Origin of the sequence: Rahnella sp. PAMC25559, from assembly GCF_050632365.1 — a bacterium.
Lineage (GTDB): Bacteria > Pseudomonadota > Gammaproteobacteria > Enterobacterales > Enterobacteriaceae > Rahnella > Rahnella rivi.
The window spans coordinates 360,183-375,897 of sequence record NZ_CP192544.1; the positions used below are offsets into that span (position 1 = coordinate 360,183).

General features: G+C 56.6%; 14 protein-coding genes. 6 read left to right on the top strand and 8 right to left on the bottom strand.

The annotated features are described in order from the left end of the window. Window positions 1-8 precede the first annotated feature (8 nt). The 3 genes from ACQZQY_RS24015 (at window position 9) to ACQZQY_RS24025 (ending at window position 4,297) form a co-directional block, all read left to right on the top strand. The gene (locus ACQZQY_RS24015; protein ID WP_431297405.1) at window positions 9-1,517 is read left to right on the top strand and encodes an ABC transporter substrate-binding protein; all 1,509 of its coding nucleotides are present in this window, start codon (window positions 9-11) and stop codon (window positions 1,515-1,517) included. Next, complete coding sequence (locus tag ACQZQY_RS24020) at window positions 1,517-3,304, top strand: ABC transporter permease subunit (RefSeq protein ID WP_431297406.1); 1,788 nt, start codon at window positions 1,517-1,519, stop codon at window positions 3,302-3,304. Before ACQZQY_RS24015 ends, ACQZQY_RS24020 begins: the two co-directional genes overlap by 1 nt. Before the next feature lie 63 nt (window positions 3,305-3,367). Beyond that, the gene (locus ACQZQY_RS24025) at window positions 3,368-4,297 is read left to right on the top strand and encodes a DMT family transporter (RefSeq protein ID WP_431297407.1); all 930 of its coding nucleotides are present in this window, start codon (window positions 3,368-3,370) and stop codon (window positions 4,295-4,297) included. A 125-nt stretch (window positions 4,298-4,422) separates the two neighbouring features. On the opposite strand, the gene ACQZQY_RS24030 is transcribed toward ACQZQY_RS24025, so the two are convergent. After that, complete coding sequence (locus ACQZQY_RS24030; protein ID WP_431297408.1) at window positions 4,423-5,748, bottom strand: type II toxin-antitoxin system HipA family toxin; 1,326 nt, start codon at window positions 5,746-5,748, stop codon at window positions 4,423-4,425. A 4-nt stretch (window positions 5,749-5,752) separates the two neighbouring features. After that, window positions 5,753-6,049 (bottom strand): helix-turn-helix domain-containing protein, encoded by a 297-nt coding sequence (locus ACQZQY_RS24035; RefSeq protein ID WP_136376913.1) that lies wholly within the window; start codon window positions 6,047-6,049, stop codon window positions 5,753-5,755. 208 nt (window positions 6,050-6,257) lie between these two features. Here ACQZQY_RS24035 and ACQZQY_RS24040 point away from each other — a divergent pair, with 208 nt between their 5' ends. Beyond that, window positions 6,258-6,968, top strand: a complete 711-nt coding sequence (locus ACQZQY_RS24040; protein ID WP_056780134.1) for a GntR family transcriptional regulator — start codon at window positions 6,258-6,260, stop codon at window positions 6,966-6,968. On the opposite strand, the gene ACQZQY_RS24045 is transcribed toward ACQZQY_RS24040, so the two are convergent. After that, window positions 6,965-8,164, bottom strand: a complete 1,200-nt coding sequence (locus ACQZQY_RS24045; protein WP_431297409.1) for an enolase C-terminal domain-like protein — start codon at window positions 8,162-8,164, stop codon at window positions 6,965-6,967. The two genes, ACQZQY_RS24040 and ACQZQY_RS24045, sit on opposite strands and share 4 nt — an antisense overlap. A gap of 323 nt (window positions 8,165-8,487) precedes the next feature. Here ACQZQY_RS24045 and ACQZQY_RS24050 point away from each other — a divergent pair, with 323 nt between their 5' ends. After that, a complete protein-coding gene (locus ACQZQY_RS24050) occupies window positions 8,488-9,888 on the top strand; it encodes a PTS transporter subunit EIIC (RefSeq protein ID WP_431297514.1) in 1,401 nt (466 codons plus the stop codon). Between the two features lie 6 nt (window positions 9,889-9,894). On the opposite strand, the gene ACQZQY_RS24055 is transcribed toward ACQZQY_RS24050, so the two are convergent. Beyond that, a complete protein-coding gene (locus ACQZQY_RS24055) occupies window positions 9,895-10,767 on the bottom strand; it encodes a fumarylacetoacetate hydrolase family protein (RefSeq protein ID WP_431297410.1) in 873 nt (290 codons plus the stop codon). A gap of 158 nt (window positions 10,768-10,925) precedes the next feature. On the opposite strand from ACQZQY_RS24055, the gene ACQZQY_RS24060 reads away from it, so the two are divergent. Then, complete coding sequence (locus tag ACQZQY_RS24060) at window positions 10,926-11,849, top strand: LysR family transcriptional regulator (protein ID WP_183849351.1); 924 nt, start codon at window positions 10,926-10,928, stop codon at window positions 11,847-11,849. Window positions 11,850-11,867: 18 nt separating this feature from the next. Here the strand turns inward: ACQZQY_RS24060 and ACQZQY_RS24065 are convergent, their stop codons facing one another. The 4 genes from ACQZQY_RS24065 to ACQZQY_RS24080 are packed head-to-tail and all read right to left on the bottom strand — an operon-like array spanning window position 11,868 to window position 15,701. Continuing rightward, a complete protein-coding gene (locus ACQZQY_RS24065; protein ID WP_431297411.1) occupies window positions 11,868-12,833 on the bottom strand; it encodes an ABC transporter ATP-binding protein in 966 nt (321 codons plus the stop codon). Further along, window positions 12,830-13,798 (bottom strand): ABC transporter ATP-binding protein, encoded by a 969-nt coding sequence (locus ACQZQY_RS24070; protein ID WP_431297412.1) that lies wholly within the window; start codon window positions 13,796-13,798, stop codon window positions 12,830-12,832. Before ACQZQY_RS24070 ends, ACQZQY_RS24065 begins: the two co-directional genes overlap by 4 nt. Next, entirely contained in the window at window positions 13,795-14,742 is a 948-nt protein-coding gene (gene opp4C / locus ACQZQY_RS24075) for an oligopeptide ABC transporter permease (RefSeq protein WP_056779667.1), read from the bottom strand. Before opp4C ends, ACQZQY_RS24070 begins: the two co-directional genes overlap by 4 nt. Further along, window positions 14,742-15,701 (bottom strand): ABC transporter permease, encoded by a 960-nt coding sequence (locus ACQZQY_RS24080; protein WP_056780137.1) that lies wholly within the window; start codon window positions 15,699-15,701, stop codon window positions 14,742-14,744. The genes opp4C and ACQZQY_RS24080 overlap by 1 nt, the downstream gene beginning before the upstream one ends. Window positions 15,702-15,715: the final 14 nt, after the last annotated feature.

Sequence of the window (15,715 nt, forward strand, 5' to 3'; positions counted from 1 at the left end):
AACTTCTGATGTCTCTGTTACGCATAAGCCCGCTGGCCGGGCTGCTTTTTGCTGCACTTTTACTGACCGGCTGCTTCAATGAAGCCGATAAAACCACCGAAAAAAGCGGCGATGCGCGCCTGCGCCTGGCGATGTTACAGCCGCCGCGCTCCGGCCTGACACCGCTGAGCGACGACGCGTTCAAGCTCTCCCGCTGGAGCACCGCAGAAACGTTGGTGATACTCGATAAACTCGGCGAAGCCCGGCCTGCGCTGGCCACCCGCTGGCAGCAGACCGGCGAAAACAGCTGGCGGTTTGAGTTGCGCCCGGACGTAAAATTCCACGATGGCACCGTGCTTAACGCCGCTGCCGTGGTCAATGCCCTGACCGTCGCCGCACACGCCGCGCCTAAACCACGCATTCTCGATGGCGTGCAACTGACCGCCATGGCCGACGGCGAACATGCCGTGATCGTCACTACCGCGCAGCCGGATCCGCTTCTGCCACAGCGTTTATCCAGCCCGCAGCTGGCGGTGTTATCGCAAAAAGCCTACAGCGCCAGCGGCGTGGTGGACCCGCGCCACACCGGTTCCGGCCCGTTCGAACTGGTGCAGGTGAACGGCACCAGCAGCGCACGGCTGGAGCGGTTCGACGGATACTGGGGTGAAAAAGCCAAAGCCAGCGGCATCGACGTCAGTTTCGTGCCGGACGGCACCGCTCGCGGCGCGGCCCTGCGCACCGGCACGGCGGACATCGTCGAGGCCATTCCGGTGTCGCAGGCACCGCTGCTTGACCAGCACCTCATTCACGAAGTGCCGATGCCGCGCACCAATACGTTGTATCTCAATACGCGGCTGGGCGTGATGCAGGATCCGGCGCTGCGTGCCGCCGTGCGTGAAGCGCTTAACCGCCAGCAACTGGTGGATAACGTTTACGAAAAACGCGCCGACGTTGCACAGGGGTTACTCGGCCCGGCGTTGCCCTGGGCCGCACAGCTGCGTCAGCCGGTGAATTATCCGGTCGCCGCCCGCAAACCGGCCGGTGAAACCATCACGCTGGCCACTTTCAGCGATCGCGCTGAACTGCCGGAAGTGGCGGTGTACCTGGCGCAACAGCTGACGGCGGCAGGTTTCACCGTCAGACAGGTTGTGCGTGAGTATTCGCAAATTGAAACCGACGCGCTGGCCGGTAAATTCGACGCCTTTATTTTATCGCGGGCAACGGTACTCGATTCCGGTGATCCGGTGGCCTATATGTACAGCGATTTTGCCTGTAAAGGGTCGTTCAACATCGCGCAACTTTGCCGCCCGGAAATCGACAAGGCGCTGCAACAGGCCGCCGTTATTCCGGCGGGCGGGGAACGTCGCCAGGCGATCATGCAGGCTGAAAACCTGATCCTCGCGACCGATGCCGCCATTCCGATGTTGCACGAACGCGTGATTCAGGGCGAAGCGGCGGATGTGCGCGGTGCCGTGCGCGATCCGCGTGAACGCACGCTGATTAACGCCGCCACGCAGCGCGGGGTTCAGGCCGACTGATGAGCGAGTCCTTGTATTGCCGCACCTGCGCGGGGGTGAGCCGTTTTCGTCAGCGCCAGCCCGGCGGAGCGCTGTTACCGCTGATCTCACGCCTGCTGACGCTGGCGGCCATCGTGGTACTGATCGGCCTGCTGCCGTGGCTTTCCGGCACGGATCCCGCGCTGTCGCTGCTGCGCGCACGCTCCGGCGATCAGGAAGCCACCGCGGAAACCCTTAATGCCATCCGTTTGTCGCTCGGGCTGGATCAGGGGCCGTGGCACGCGCTGGCCCACTGGCTGGGCGGACTGCTGCGCGGTGATGCAGGGCTTTCGTGGATTTCAGGCCTGCCGGTTTTACCCGGCATGTTGCGGGCGACCGGCGTTTCGCTGACGCTGATGGCCTGTTCGGCGCTGGTGGCGCTGGTCATCGCGCTGCTGCTGTGTGCTGGCACCCTGAGGCGCGGATTGCAGGGCGGCACGCCGCGCCCGGCCGGTTTTCTGGCCGCGATGCTGACCGCGATGCCCGAGTTTTTACTGGCTTCGCTGTTGCTGATTACCGGCGCGGTCTGGCTGCCACTTTTTCCGCCTTACGGCTGGCAGGGCTGGCATTACGCCGTACTGCCGTCGCTGGCGCTCGGGGTGCCTGCGGGGGGCTATCTTGGCCGTATTTATTCCGATGCGCTGACCGGCACGTTCGGCGAAAGCTGGATCACAACCTGGAGCGTGCTGGGGATCAGGCGTCGCCATACGGCGCGCGCAGTGATCCTGCGTTCGCTGCCGGGCGTGATGCCGTTAACCGGTCTGGTGCTGGTGGCACTCACCGGCGGCGCGGTCGCCGTCGAGAAAGTGTTCGCGATCCCCGGCATCGGGCGCGCCACGCTGGGCGCCGCTGCCGCCGGAGATTTACCGGCGTTGCAAACCGGCGTGCTGATCCTGCTGCTGCTGGCCTCGGTGATCGGCATGTTGGCGGGCGGGGCACGGCGGCTGTTGCTTGGCCGCGCCCTGAAGCTCGGTGCCGTCCCGGTGCCCGCGCAGGCCGCCCCCGCGCACCGGCAAAGGGTGTGGATCCCGCTGGTGTGTCTGGGCCTTCTGCTGCTGATGGTCCTGGCCGGTTACGGACGCGATCCGCTGTCGTCTGACTATGTGCGGTTACAGCCGCCGTCATTCGGGCTGCCTTTTGGGGCGGATGCCATGGGGCGCGATCTTCTCGCCCGCGTCGCCCACGGAACGCTGAATACCTGTTTACAGGCGCTGGTGGTTTCGCTGATTTGTCTGGCGATCGGCGTCATCGTGGGGGCATTCCCTCGCGCGATGACCGGCCCCACCGAAGTCACCAACGCGCTGCCGCCGGTGATCGCCGGGCTGGTGGTCGCCGCGTTGAACGGGCCGACCGCAACCGGCGCTATTATCGCCGTGACCGCCGTCAGCTGGGCACCGCTTGCCGCGCACACGGCGGCACTGGTGGCAGAGATTCAGGCACGTCCTTATATGAAAATGCTGCCGGTGGTGGGCGTCGGTGCAGTGCGTCGCACCCTGTTTTACGTGCTGCCTGCTCTTTCAGGCCCTCTGGTGCGCCATGCCATGCTGCGGCTGCCGGGCATTGCGCTGGCGCTGGCCTCTCTTGGCTTTCTCGGCCTCGGCGCACCGCCGCCGGTTCCCGAATGGGGGCGCGTGCTGGCCGAAGGAATGCCTTACATCGAACGTGCAGGCTGGAGCGTTTTCGCCCCTGCTGCCGCGCTGGCGGTGCTGTCGGTGATGGCGGTGACGCTGAGCAGCCTGAGGTGGAAAAAATCATCAATGGCACACTGAATCGTTATCTGAAAGGCTAAATCGCGCTAAGCTGTCGCCTCGAATTTTAAGGGGTGACAGGAAATGGATCCGCGTAAACCGCTGGACGGATTTGCCAGCAGCGTGATGGTGGTGTTGTGTGTTATTTGGGGCGTGCAGCAGGTGGCGATCAAAAGCGCTGCGGCAGATATCACGCCGTTATTACAGGTCGCGCTGCGTTCCGGTATCGCCGGGCTGGCGGTGCTGATTCTACTGCTGGTGCGCCAGCGTAAAGTGCCGTTCAGCGCTGACAATCTTGGCCCCGGTTTGCTGGTCGGCCTGCTTTTTTCCATCGAATTTATGTTCGTCGCCGAGGGGTTGCGGTTCACCACCGCCGCGCACATGGCGGTATTTCTCTACACCGCGCCGATATTTGCCGCGCTCGGGCTACATTTTCTGGTGCCTGAAGAGCGGCTGAGCGGGCTGCAATGGTCGGGCGTCGGCGTGACATTTCTTGGCGTGATGGTGGCGTTTCTGTTTGGGGGCCATGCTTCGAACTCGCCGCAGGCCAGCAACATGCTGCTCGGCGATTTCTTCGGCCTGCTGGCCGGTGCGTTCTGGGGGATGACCACTCTGGTGGTACGCCGCAGCAAGCTCTCTTCCGGCAGTGCGACCATGACGTTGTTCTACCAGCTGGCCGGTGCCTTCGTGCTGCTCGGCGGGCTGGCATTACTGACCGGCCAGACGCAATTTCGCCTCACCCCGGTGTCGGTCAGCAGCATGCTTTTCCAGACGCTGGTCGTCACCTTCGCCAGCTATCTCGCGTGGTTCAGCCTGATGCGCCGCTATCACGCTTCACGGCTGGGGATCTTGTCCTTTATGACGCCGGTTTTCGGTATTCTCGCGGGGGTAGTTTTCCTGCATGAGCCGCTGAAAGTGAACTTCATTCTTGGTGCAATGCTTATCATGCTCGGCATCCTGACCGTCAGCGCCGACAGCATTCTCAGGCAATGGGTAGCGCGGCGGCGCAGATAGGTTTTGGCGGCGGTGAAACGGTTTAACACCTGAGTGACGCGGCAGTGAATTGTCTTTCATGCAGAGGGTAAATGAGAGGCTTCACTGCCGTTTTTTTGGTGGGATTATGTCGATCTGTTAAATTCTTAAGCCTGAGCAACCAGCCGCGCAAGTTGCTGTTTCATGCCGCTGAAAATAGCTTCTGCTAACTCAGCGGGAAACGATGCAGGCAATAATGCCGTTACACGGTCAATGACCTCCGGCGTGGTGGCAATGACATTTTCTATCATCATCTCAACCTGCTTTTTCCCTAAACCTGCAAGTTCTCCATGCTTAATCCAGTGACGACGCTGGATCCTGTTGAGATTGTAATAATTGCTGCTGCCACGTACCGCCATGGCCAGTTTACATTTCTGCCAGGGGATTTTGCTGTTCCCATGCCCAATCACCGGCCATGCAGACAAAACGTCGTAAAGTGGCGTCATCTGATAATGGTTGCGGGGAAGATGCGCGATGCTGAAATTTTTCGCGTGACCGTCTGTCGCGGCCAACAACCAGAAAATAATCTGAGCTTTGAAGAAGTTCAGCCGATCCTCTTCCGGCTGCTCTGAGCGGCTCAGGATCTCCATAATATCTGTGATACCCGGTCCGCCATCAGACTGATATTTACGCAGGGGCGAAACGCCCAGTGCCTGACACATATCCTCCTGCGGCAAACGGATCCACCACGATTTATCGCCGGAAAGCCTTCTGTCAAAACGTTCGACGATAAGGGCTTTTTGATCTTCAAACTGTCCGATTTCCGTTCTTGCTACCGCAAGCCCGTAGAACCGGACAATAAGCGAACAAATCCATTCGTTTTCAACAGACGTACTCATATCGGCCTGCATATTCCCAACCAGACCTAATGGCAGTTTGAAAATATGCGTCGTCGGCGTATTCCCTTCGGGTAAACACCACTGCGCGTTGTGCCATAGCAGTGCTGTTTTCTCTTGTGCACCCGCAATAGATAAGCGCAGATCATCATCCCGATCCTGACGTCCGGGCAAAACAGAGGCCGTATTTCGCAACATACTGGCAATCGAGGCTTCAGAGAGCGAATGCTGTTTGATTGAAAATAGTCCTTCGGGTTGCTCTCCATCGTTTAACAACTGGATTGCCCCCACGCAGTCACGCCCCAACTCAGCCAGCAGATCAAAAGGCTCTAGGCTTTCTGCCTGATAGCGCATCGCTAAACGCCTGCGTATCCCTTCACTGTCAGGTAACAAATTATCAAAGTAATCGCGAACGACATTCCCGCGATGAACCTGATTTCCCGGCGTAAAGGGCAAAGAAAGCGAGAGCGGTCTGCCCTGCTCATCAGAGTCCCAGCCTGGCAAATACTGCAAACGGTCCTCACCTTTTTGCTTTTCCCAGTACCCCACAGGGATACCGTTCATCCATATCGCTAAACGTTGCTGCGTGCGACGCATATCATCACCATTGTTCCTTTCTGGCGGGCGAACTTAAATAATCCGGCATGCTTTCCTCTGCACGGGTAGCCGCTGGATCAGATTCAGAAGAGAATGCCATCTCAATACCTAACACATTGAACACGCGAAATAATCGTTCCAGACTGGCTGCGGCGGGGTTGGCCTCCAGACGAGCATACGTCTGTTGAGTTACCCCTAATTTTTCCGATACTTCTTTTTGCGTCAGCCCTTTTGCTTTGCGAAAGCCAACAAGCAGTGGTCTTAACTGACCGAGTGTCTTTAACGGGTAGCTTGTGTTCAGTGGATTGGGGGTATTCATAGGCCTCGGTTCTTTGCAGTACTAAGATAATACAGATTATAAGCTGTATTCCATACAATACACCTTAAAGGCTGTAAAAAATAAATACAGTCTTTAGGCTGTAAATGACCCATACAGCTTGAAGGCTGTAATTTGCCCTCCCCGCCGCCGCATGTTCAAATATCGTTTTTGCGATCTCACAGAAGCGCCGATGAAGAAAAGTGAATTTATCGCTCAGGATTTACTGAGCAAAATTTATCAGCACAGCGGATCCCTGCCGGAAAAGTTGCCGCCGGAGCGTCAGTTGGCGGAAGAATATGGGGTGTCGCGCTTTACGGTGCGTAAGGCGCTGGAAAAACTGGTGAGTATTGGCGCGGTGCATATTGTGCAGGGTTCGGGGATTTACATTAACCCCGGCGTCAGCAGCAATCCGCTGGTATATAACTCGATCACCGAAAAGAAATTCGCTGAGATCAGTTTCAAAATGCTGGAGCTGCACAAGCGGCGGCCGGACAAAGAAGAGCAACAGGTTTTCGATCTGACTGCGGATGATTTTATCTGGGCGTTCACCCGTTTGCGGCGCATCAGCCAGCGTAACGTACAGATTGAATATTCGCGTATGCCGGCCAGTGAATTTGGCGATCTGAATCAGAAGACCATTGAACACTCTATCCAGCAATATGTGCTGAGCAAGGGCTATGCGATTTCACATTCCCTCACCCGCTATCAGGCGGTGACAGTCAGCAAAGAACAGGCACACATCCTGGGATGCAAAAAGGGCATTGCCGCCATGCACATTACCAACAGAGGCATTTTGCAGGGCGGCAAGGTTTATGCGTTCAGCGACATTATCGATATCGATTATTCCTGCACCTACGTTATCCCGTTTAATCAGGACAATCTGGCCTTCCGCCAGACTTAAGGTGTGTGGATCACGCCGTCCGGCAGGCGGCTTTGCGTCCATTCGTGTGGCCGGTACACCACCGGAAACTCTGCGGCGGCCTCACGGTTAAAGCCCACGCCTATCCCCGCGTCTTCTCCCGGATAAAAATAGCCGTTTTCAGGCATCTGCGCGCCGGGGAAAACCTGCTGCGTGTTGGCCGGATACGCCACAAACTCCTGGATCGCCGCGTTGTGCAGATGAATATTCAGGTGCGTGTTCACAGCGGCGCCAATCGGGGTCATGTCCGGCGGGCAATGCCACGCGAGGCGCACGCCAAAACTCTGGCAGAAATGCGCCAGTTTTAATGCCGGTGTGATGCCGCCGATTTGCGAAACGTGGCAGCGGATAAAATCGATCCGGCGGTTGATAATCAGATCTTTCCATTCAGCCGGATTATTGAATAACTCGCCGGTCGCCAGCGGTACGGCGGTCTGGCTGCGGATCTGCGCCAGCCATTCGTTCTGATCCGGCGGCAGAATATCTTCGATAAAGTAAGGCCGGTACTGTTCCACCGCTTTGGCGAACTGCACCGCCTGTTGCGGGAACAGCCGTTCGTGAACGTCATGCAGAATGTGGAACTGATGACCGTACTTTTCACGCAGCGCTTTGAACATCGCCAGCGTGTTGTCGATGTACTGATCCTGATCGTAATACGCGCCCGCCGTTGGTTCACGGGTACTGTGAAAATCACGCGCATTGCCGCCGTAGAAGCCCAACTGACAGCGGATATGCCGGAAACCTTCGGCCAGTAAACGGTCCACCTGACCGAACAGTTCTTCCAGCGTTTCACCTGCCGCATGGCTGTAGGCCGTCACCGCATCTTTCGATTTACCGCCAAACAGATGATAGAGCGGCATGTTGGCCAGCTTGCCTTTGATATCCCACAGGGCCATATCGATGCCCGCAATGGCGTTGTTGATCACCGGCCCGTTTCGCCAGTAAGCGTTCACCATCATCATCTGCCATAAATCTTCGATGTGATTGGCATCGCGCCCCAGTAGCAGCGGTTTGAGGTATTCATCCACCATCAGTTTGACCGCCAGCGGGCGCTGCTGGAACGTCGCGCAGCCCAGGCCGAAAACGCCACGATCCGTTTCAATTCTGACCACCACTAAATTATGGCGATCCGGGCGTGTTATCTGACATTCGATATTGGTAATCAGCACAGGCTGCATGATAAATCCTTAATAAAGACCGTGATCCATTTTAAAAAAAAGGCGGCGGGAATATTCGTATTGGGGTTATTTCAGCGTATTTTTAGCCTGCTTGTAAACCTTAAATTGAGGCTTTTATTTTGGTTTAAAAGCACAGCTGAATATCACTAAAAAACAGACCAATTTGACTGACAAGCACGAAAATGATGCCTTTCAGTGAAGTTTTGTGATGAAGATCCTGTTTTATTGGTTTGTTTTTAAAAAGGCGCGTCATTACACTCCCCTTCCATCTAACAATGAATAATTAATTTGTCGTCGCGGGGTTCAGGGTGAATACAGAAATAATGCATTCAGTGATTAAACTGGTAGGCGGTGCAGAAAATATCAATAAAGTCTGGCATTGCATGACCCGTCTGCGTTTTGATTTACACGACGAAAATAAAGTGGCCTGGGAGGAAATTAAAAACCTGCCCGGCGTGCTCGGCGCGCAAAGTCAGAGCGATCAGGTACAGATCATCATCGGACCCAGGGTGAATATCTGGTACGAGGCCATCGTCTCGCAGCTGGATCCGGTGAGCGTTAACGGCGATCCGGCAACAGGAAATGTTTCCACAAAAGGACGAAAAAGCCTGGTGTCGATGTTCATGGATACCGTCTCCGGCGTGTTCGGCCCGATCGTACCGGCCATTGCGGGCGCGGGGATGATCAAAGGTTTGCTGGCCGGACTCATCGCCCTGAAAGTGATATCGGCCAAAAGCGAAACGGTGATGATCATCGATTTGATCGCCAGCGGCGTGTTTTACTTCCTGCCATTTTTCCTCGCCGTTTCTGCGGCGAAGATCTTCAAAACCAATGAGTATCTGGCTGCCGCCGTGGCCGCCTGTCTGATGTATCCGACGCTGATGGACGCGGCGAAAGCACTCGCCAACCATACCGCCGGGGCACCCACCGCGCTGTACTTTATGGATGTGCTGCCGGTGTCTGTGTTCAACTATTCGGCGAGCGTGATCCCGGTGATTTTCTCGGTGCTGGCGCTGAGTTACATCCACCGCTGGGTGGATAAAATCATGCCGGACGTGCTGAAAACCGTGTTTACACCGACGCTGACCCTGTTTATCGCCGCGCTGGTGTCGCTGACGCTGATTGGTCCGGCGGGGATTTACCTCGGCAAGTTGCTGGCGTTTGGCATTCAGGGATTGTTCGACGTGTCGGCGGTGTTTGCCGGATTTATTGTCGGCGCGATCCGCCCGGTGGCGATCCTCACCGGGATGCATCACGCGATGACGCCGATTGCCTTGCAGAACTTCACCGATCAGGGCTGGGACATGCTGATGCCGATGATGTTTATGGCCAACATGGCGATTGCGGGATCGACCTTTGCGATTTACTTCCACGTTAAAACCCGCGAACAGAAATCCGTGGTGCTCTCTGCGGCGATTTCCGGCCTGCTGGGGATCACCGAACCGGCGCTGTTCGGCGTGCTGACGCGCTACAAAAAAGCCTTTATCGCCACCACCATCAGCAGTTCCGTGGCGTCGGCGTTTATCGCGTTCTTCGGCGTGCGGTTGTACGGCTATATTCTGTCGAGCATTTTCAGCCTGCCCGCTTATATCGGCCCGTACTTTATCTACATTCTGATGGGTGTGGTGCTGTCGCTGGGGCTGTCGTTTACGCTGACCTATCTGATGGTGGTCAAAAATAAAGGCACCGAACAAAGGGTGCCTCTGGTAAATCAAACGCGCTGAGACGTGTCAGGCCGCTGTCTTTGAATGCGTCATCTCAGACAGCGGTTCGTTCACAATCAGATTGGTCAGCCGGCCAATATTTTCAATTTCCACTTCAATTTTGTCATTCTCGTGCAGGAACAACGGCGGAACGCGGGTTTTGCCAACGCCGCCCGGTGAACCGGTCATGATCACATCGCCCGGCGAAAGCTGGGTAAAGGTGCTGATGTAGGCGATGATTTGCGGAATGGTATGGATCATATTGGCGGTGGTATCGTCCTGCACCAGCCGGTCGTTCAGCCAGGTTTTGATGCTCAGATTTTGCGGATCACCCACTTCGTCCGGCGTCACCATCCACGGGCCAAATGCGCCCGTTGACGGCCAGTTTTTGCCGGCGGTGTACCATTTATGCTGCCAGTCACGCACCGAGCCATCCATATAGCAGCTGTAACCGGCGATATAATCCAGCGCGTCTTCGGCGGAAATATTGCGGCCGGTACGGCCGATAATGATTGCCAGTTCGCCTTCATAATCGAACTGCTCTGAAGAAGCCGGTTTGATGATGGTGCCGTTGTGGCCGACCTGAGAATCGGCAAAGCGGATAAACAGCGTGGGGGCCGGATTCGTTTCGTTAAACTCTTTGCGCTTTTCCGCGTAGTTCATGCCCACGCCGAAAATTTTGCCCGGACGGTCGATAACCGGCAGGAAGCTGATGTCGTTCAGCTGAAGATCCGCTGGCAGTTCAACGTAGCGTTGCAGCTCCTCAGGAGAATGGCGTGCCATGAATTCGTTAATATCCCGGCATCCTGAGTGGCTGCCGACGTCGACAATCCCCTGTGCCTGAAAGATGCCGAAGCTTTTGGTGTGGTCTTTATTGATGGTGAAATTAACAATTTTCATAGATGCACTTAGATTCTTATTTTACTTAAAACAGGTAAATTCGCTGGCGTTCGTGTTGCGAAAACGGCTTGCCCGTCGCAACGTTGGCGTGATTATTGACCCTGCCTCTCATGCCTTCTACTATATTTTATTATCAAATCGATGAATTTCAGGAATCAATGTTAAATAACAGAGACTTAGAGTATTTTGTGACGGCCGCAGAGATAATGAATTTGAGACTTGCGTCACAAAATTTAAATATAACTCAGCCTGCACTTTCGAAATCCATCACCCGTTTAGAGAAAGAACTGAACATCAAACTGTTCAAACGGGCAGGTCGCGGGCTGGAACTGACCGAAGCGGGGCGGGTGCTTTATCAGCGTGGTTTAGCGCTGCAAAGTTCCTATCTTGAGCTTGGGGAAATCATGAATGAACTGAGCAGCGGCGCGGGCGGCATCGTTCGCGTGGGCGTCTCCGGTTCTGCCACGCAATTCTTACTGCCTGAAATCTGCAAAATGCTGCAATCGCAGGTGCCGAATATGAAACTGGAAATCCAGATCGGCATGAACGACGTGCTTTTTACCTTGCTGGAACGTCATGCGATCGACGTGATCATCGGGCCACTGGTCAATTACGACAGCCCGGTGGTGCAGCTGCCGGTGACCGCTGACCGGGTGATCGTAGCCGCCTCACGCGATCATCCGCTGGCCGGTAAACCCGCCAGCCTGCGTGAACTGAGCCGCTATGGCTGGATATTACCGGCGAAAACCGTCTCAATGCGTCAGTGGCTGGATAAAATGTTCTATGAAAATCACTGCCCGCCACCGGACGTTAAAGTGGAAATCAGTTCGCTTGCCTCGGTGCCGGGGCTGATCGCGAAAAGCGGATTGCTGAGCTTTTTGTCCGAGAACATTCTGGTGGAAGAAGAATTTCTGTCGCGGCTGATCCGTATCGATAACGATCAGTTAGTGATGGAACGCCGGGTGGGCATCACCTGGCTGGAAGGCGCATTTCTCTCCCCCGCCACGCAAAAGGTGATCGACGTGACTAAAAGCGTCGGGCAAAAAATGCAGATGGAAGCCCGCCGGATCCTGGAAGACTGAATACCGGCGGGCAAGGAGTTACACCAGATGACAGGCCACGCGGTGACCGTTTTCCACTTCACGTAACGCCGGAATATCCTCCCGGCAGCGGGCTATAGCGTGCGGGCAACGGGTGTGAAAACGACAGCCGGCGGGCGGTTTTGACGGATCCGGAATTTCCCCGCTGACCATCGCCACCGGTTCACTGTCAGGATCAAGCGTCGGCACCGCCGCCAGCAGCGCCTGCGTATAAGGATGCAGAGGCTGGCGAAACAGCGCATCGCGGCTGGCCGTTTCCACTAACTGGCCGAGATACATCACCGCCACGTCATCACACAGGTGTTCCACCACCCCGAGATCGTGCGAGATAAACAGAAATGTCACGCCGTGGTCGTCACGTAAATCCGAGAACAAATTGATGATCTGCGCCTGAATTGACACGTCCAGCGCGGAAATCGGTTCGTCGGCAATAATGAAATCCGGTTGCAGGATCAGCGCGCGGGCGATGCCGATACGCTGGCGCTGCCCGCCTGAGAACTCGTGCGGGAAGCGGTTGTAATGCAGCGGCGACAGGCCGCAAATTTTCATCACCTCCGTCACTTTCCCGTGCAGTTGCGCCCGCGTACACAGCTTATGTTCCAGCATCGCTTCGCCGATGGCATCACCAATGCGGATGCGCGGGTTGAGCGAACTGTAGGGATCCTGAAACACCAGCTGGATTTTCGGGCGTAGCGCTTTCAGTTGTTTCGGCTTCAGGCCGTGCAGGTCTTCACCACGAAACTTCACGCTGCCCGCCGTTTTGTCATACAGCCCCAGCAGGGTCCGCCCGACGGTGGTTTTGCCACTGCCAGATTCACCCACCAGTCCAAAAATCGTGCCTTTGCGGATGTTAAAACTGACGCCATCCACGGCGCGCAGTTGCCCGGTTTCCTGACCGAACACGCCGTCGCGGATCGGGAAATACTTTTTCAGGCCATCCACTTCAATCAGATAGTCAGCGTTCATGGCTGCAGCTCCCTGTTTTTCGTCTCACCTGGCGTACTCAGCCCGCTGTAAAAACACGCCGCCTGCCTGAACTGCCCTTCCAGCGGCGGAATGCCCTGACGGCATCTTTCCGTGGCGCGTGAACAACGCTCGGTAAATGCGCAGTAAGGCGGAAGCGCGGCCAGATCCGGCACCTGACCGGGAATAGAGTATAAACGGCGGCGGCGCTCGCCCGGTGTCGGTCGGGAAGCGATCAGCCCCTGCGTGTAAGGGTGCAGCGGATTGCGCAGCACTTCCGCGGTCGCGCCCTGCTCGACAATTTTACCGGCGTACATCACCACCACGTGATCGGCCATCTGCGCGATCACGCCCAAATCGTGGGTGATCAGCATCAGCGCCATATGGTTTTTTTGCGCCTGTTCACGCAGTAAGCGCAGGATCTGCGCCTGCACGGTGACGTCCAGCGCGGTGGTCGGTTCATCGGCGATCAGCAACTGTGGCTTACAGCTCAGCGCCATCGCAATCATGATGCGCTGCAACATGCCGCCGGAAAGCTGATGCGGATAACTTTTCATCAGGCTTTCCGCCCGCGCCAGTCCGACGTTGGTGATCATCTGCGTTGCCTGCGCCCAGGCTGATTTCGGTGATTCACCGAGCGTCAGCACCGGGTTCAGTGCCGTCATCGGCTCCTGGAAGATCATCGCCAGCTCATTGCCGCGTAAATCGGCCATCTGCGAAGGCCGCAGTTTAAGTAAGTCGCGCCCCTGAAACAGGATCTCGCCGCCATCGATACGCGCGGCCTGTGGCGGTAACAGCCCCATCAGCGACATCGCCGTGACGCTTTTTCCGCAGCCGGATTCACCGACAATGCCGACCGTCTGACCGGGCTGAACGTCAAACGTCACATCCTGCACGGCGTGCACGCGACCCTGATCGCTGGAAAATGACAGGGAAAGCTGGTTAAAACGGATTAACGGTGACGTCATTTTTTGCTCCGTTTCAGTTTAGGATCGAGCGCGTCACGCAGGCCATCGCCCAGCACGTTAATCGCAATCACCGTAATAAAAATCGCCACACCCGGCGGCATCCATAGCCACGGACGGCGCTGGAAATCGATCAGGCTGTTTGCCGCATCCATCATATTTCCCCACGACGGCGTTGGCGGCACCACGCCCAGCCCCAGATAACTGAGCGCAGATTCGCTGAGAATGGCGTTTGCCACGGCCATCGTCGCCATCACCACCAGAATGGGTACGGTGTTCGGCAGTAAATGGCCGAACAGGCGACGGCGCGGGGACAGGCCGAGCACCTGCGTCGCCAGCATGAAATCGCGCTCGCGCAGGGAGAGAATTTGCCCGCGCACCAGACGCGCCAGTTTCGGCCATTCAAGCAAACTGAGCATGACGATCACCATGTACACGCGGGAATCCGGCGAAAAATCCATTTCAGACAGCATCGCGCCCATCACGATCAGCAGCGGCAGGCTGGGAATGGTCATCACCAGATCGGCAAACCGCATGATGATCTTATCGGTGATACCGCCGACATAGCCGGATACCGCGCCCATCAGATAACCGAGCGTGACGGAAAGCAGCATGGTTAACATGCCGATAATCAGTGAGATACGCCCTGCCAGCAGCAGTCGCGTATAGACATCGCGCCCGAGGAAATCGGTGCCCAGCCAGTGCTCTGCATTGGGCGCTTTGTTGATCATCAGCGCGTCGGTGGCGTCATCCTGCCAGGGAGAATAGTAAGGGCCCACTATGCACCAGACCGCCATCACCAGCAGCAGTACCAGACAAAACATCGCCAGACGGTTCTGGCGCAACGCCCGCCACGCCTGCCGCCACGGTGACGGTGTCACCTGTGCCAGCACCGGAATGTGCGCTTCGCGCAGGCGGCGTTGGGTTGAGAATAAAGAGCCAAACATCACGACCTCACACGAATGCGCGGGTCAGCCCACGCATACAGCACGTCGGCAATCAGATTGCCAAGAATGGTTAATACCGCCAGAAACAGGGTGAATCCCATCAGAACCGGGTAATCACGCGCCGCCAGCGAATCAATATGAATGTGCCCTGCCCCCGGCCAGTTAAAGACTTTTTCAGTGATAAGCGCCCCGGAAAACAGCCCCGGCAGCTCAAACCCCAGCAAGGTGATAATCGGCAGCAGCGCGTTTCTCAGCGCGTGCTTCAGGATAACGGTGCGCTCACGCAACCCTTTGGCGCGTGCAGTACGGATGAAATCCATGCGCACCACGTCCAGCATGCTGGCGCGGAAATAACGCGTCAGGCTGCCCGCCTGCAGCATCACCAGGGCCAAGACCGGCAACACCAGATGCGCGGCCACCTGCATCACCCACGCCCAGCCTGTGGCATCGCTGCCGGTATTGGTCATGCCGCCCACCGGCAACCAGTGCAGATCAACGGCGAACCATTTGATCAGCAGCAGGCAAAGGAAAAACGTCGGGAAGGACATCGCAGCGAAGATAACCACGCTCACCACGTGATCGAACAAAGAATACGGCTTCATCGCCGAGACAATGCCGACCGCCAGCGCGATCCCCCAGTACAACACCATCGCAATGGCCGCGAGCAGGAAGGAATTCCAGATGTACTGGTTCAGCAGCTGACTGACGGGGATCTGATATTGCAGCGAAAAGCCCAGATCGCCGCGCAGCAGATTGCCCAGCCAGTGCAGATAGCGGCTGAGCAGCGGTTGATCCAGGCCGTATAAGGCTTTCAGTTCAGCAGCACGTTGCGCGGTCAGCGTGATATTGCCATCGATAAAATCGCCCGGCGTTTTGGCAAACAGCATGAAGATGAGCAGCGAAGCGAGGAACAACATCGGAATGGTTTGAAGCAAACGACGCAGAATGAAATTTCTCATGACTTTCTCATTGA

Bases quoted from the DNA above. Each gene is read 5' to 3' on its own strand.
- ACQZQY_RS24015 (WP_431297405.1), top strand. From the start codon at position 9: ATGTCTCTGTTACGCATAAGCCCGCTGGCCGGGCTGCTTTTTGCTGCA.
- ACQZQY_RS24020 (WP_431297406.1), top strand. From the start codon at position 1,517: ATGAGCGAGTCCTTGTATTGCCGCACCTGCGCGGGGGTGAGCCGTTTT.
- ACQZQY_RS24025 (WP_431297407.1), top strand. From the start codon at position 3,368: ATGGATCCGCGTAAACCGCTGGACGGATTTGCCAGCAGCGTGATGGTG.
- ACQZQY_RS24030 (WP_431297408.1), bottom strand. From the start codon at position 5,748: ATGCGTCGCACGCAGCAACGTTTAGCGATATGGATGAACGGTATCCCT.
- ACQZQY_RS24040 (WP_056780134.1), top strand. From the start codon at position 6,258: ATGAAGAAAAGTGAATTTATCGCTCAGGATTTACTGAGCAAAATTTAT.
- ACQZQY_RS24045 (WP_431297409.1), bottom strand. From the start codon at position 8,164: ATGCAGCCTGTGCTGATTACCAATATCGAATGTCAGATAACACGCCCG.
- ACQZQY_RS24050 (WP_431297514.1), top strand. From the start codon at position 8,488: ATGCATTCAGTGATTAAACTGGTAGGCGGTGCAGAAAATATCAATAAA.
- ACQZQY_RS24055 (WP_431297410.1), bottom strand. From the start codon at position 10,767: ATGAAAATTGTTAATTTCACCATCAATAAAGACCACACCAAAAGCTTC.
- ACQZQY_RS24060 (WP_183849351.1), top strand. From the start codon at position 10,926: ATGTTAAATAACAGAGACTTAGAGTATTTTGTGACGGCCGCAGAGATA.
- ACQZQY_RS24065 (WP_431297411.1), bottom strand. From the start codon at position 12,833: ATGAACGCTGACTATCTGATTGAAGTGGATGGCCTGAAAAAGTATTTC.
- ACQZQY_RS24070 (WP_431297412.1), bottom strand. From the start codon at position 13,798: ATGACGTCACCGTTAATCCGTTTTAACCAGCTTTCCCTGTCATTTTCC.
- opp4C (WP_056779667.1), bottom strand. From the start codon at position 14,742: ATGTTTGGCTCTTTATTCTCAACCCAACGCCGCCTGCGCGAAGCGCAC.
- ACQZQY_RS24080 (WP_056780137.1), bottom strand. From the start codon at position 15,701: ATGAGAAATTTCATTCTGCGTCGTTTGCTTCAAACCATTCCGATGTTG.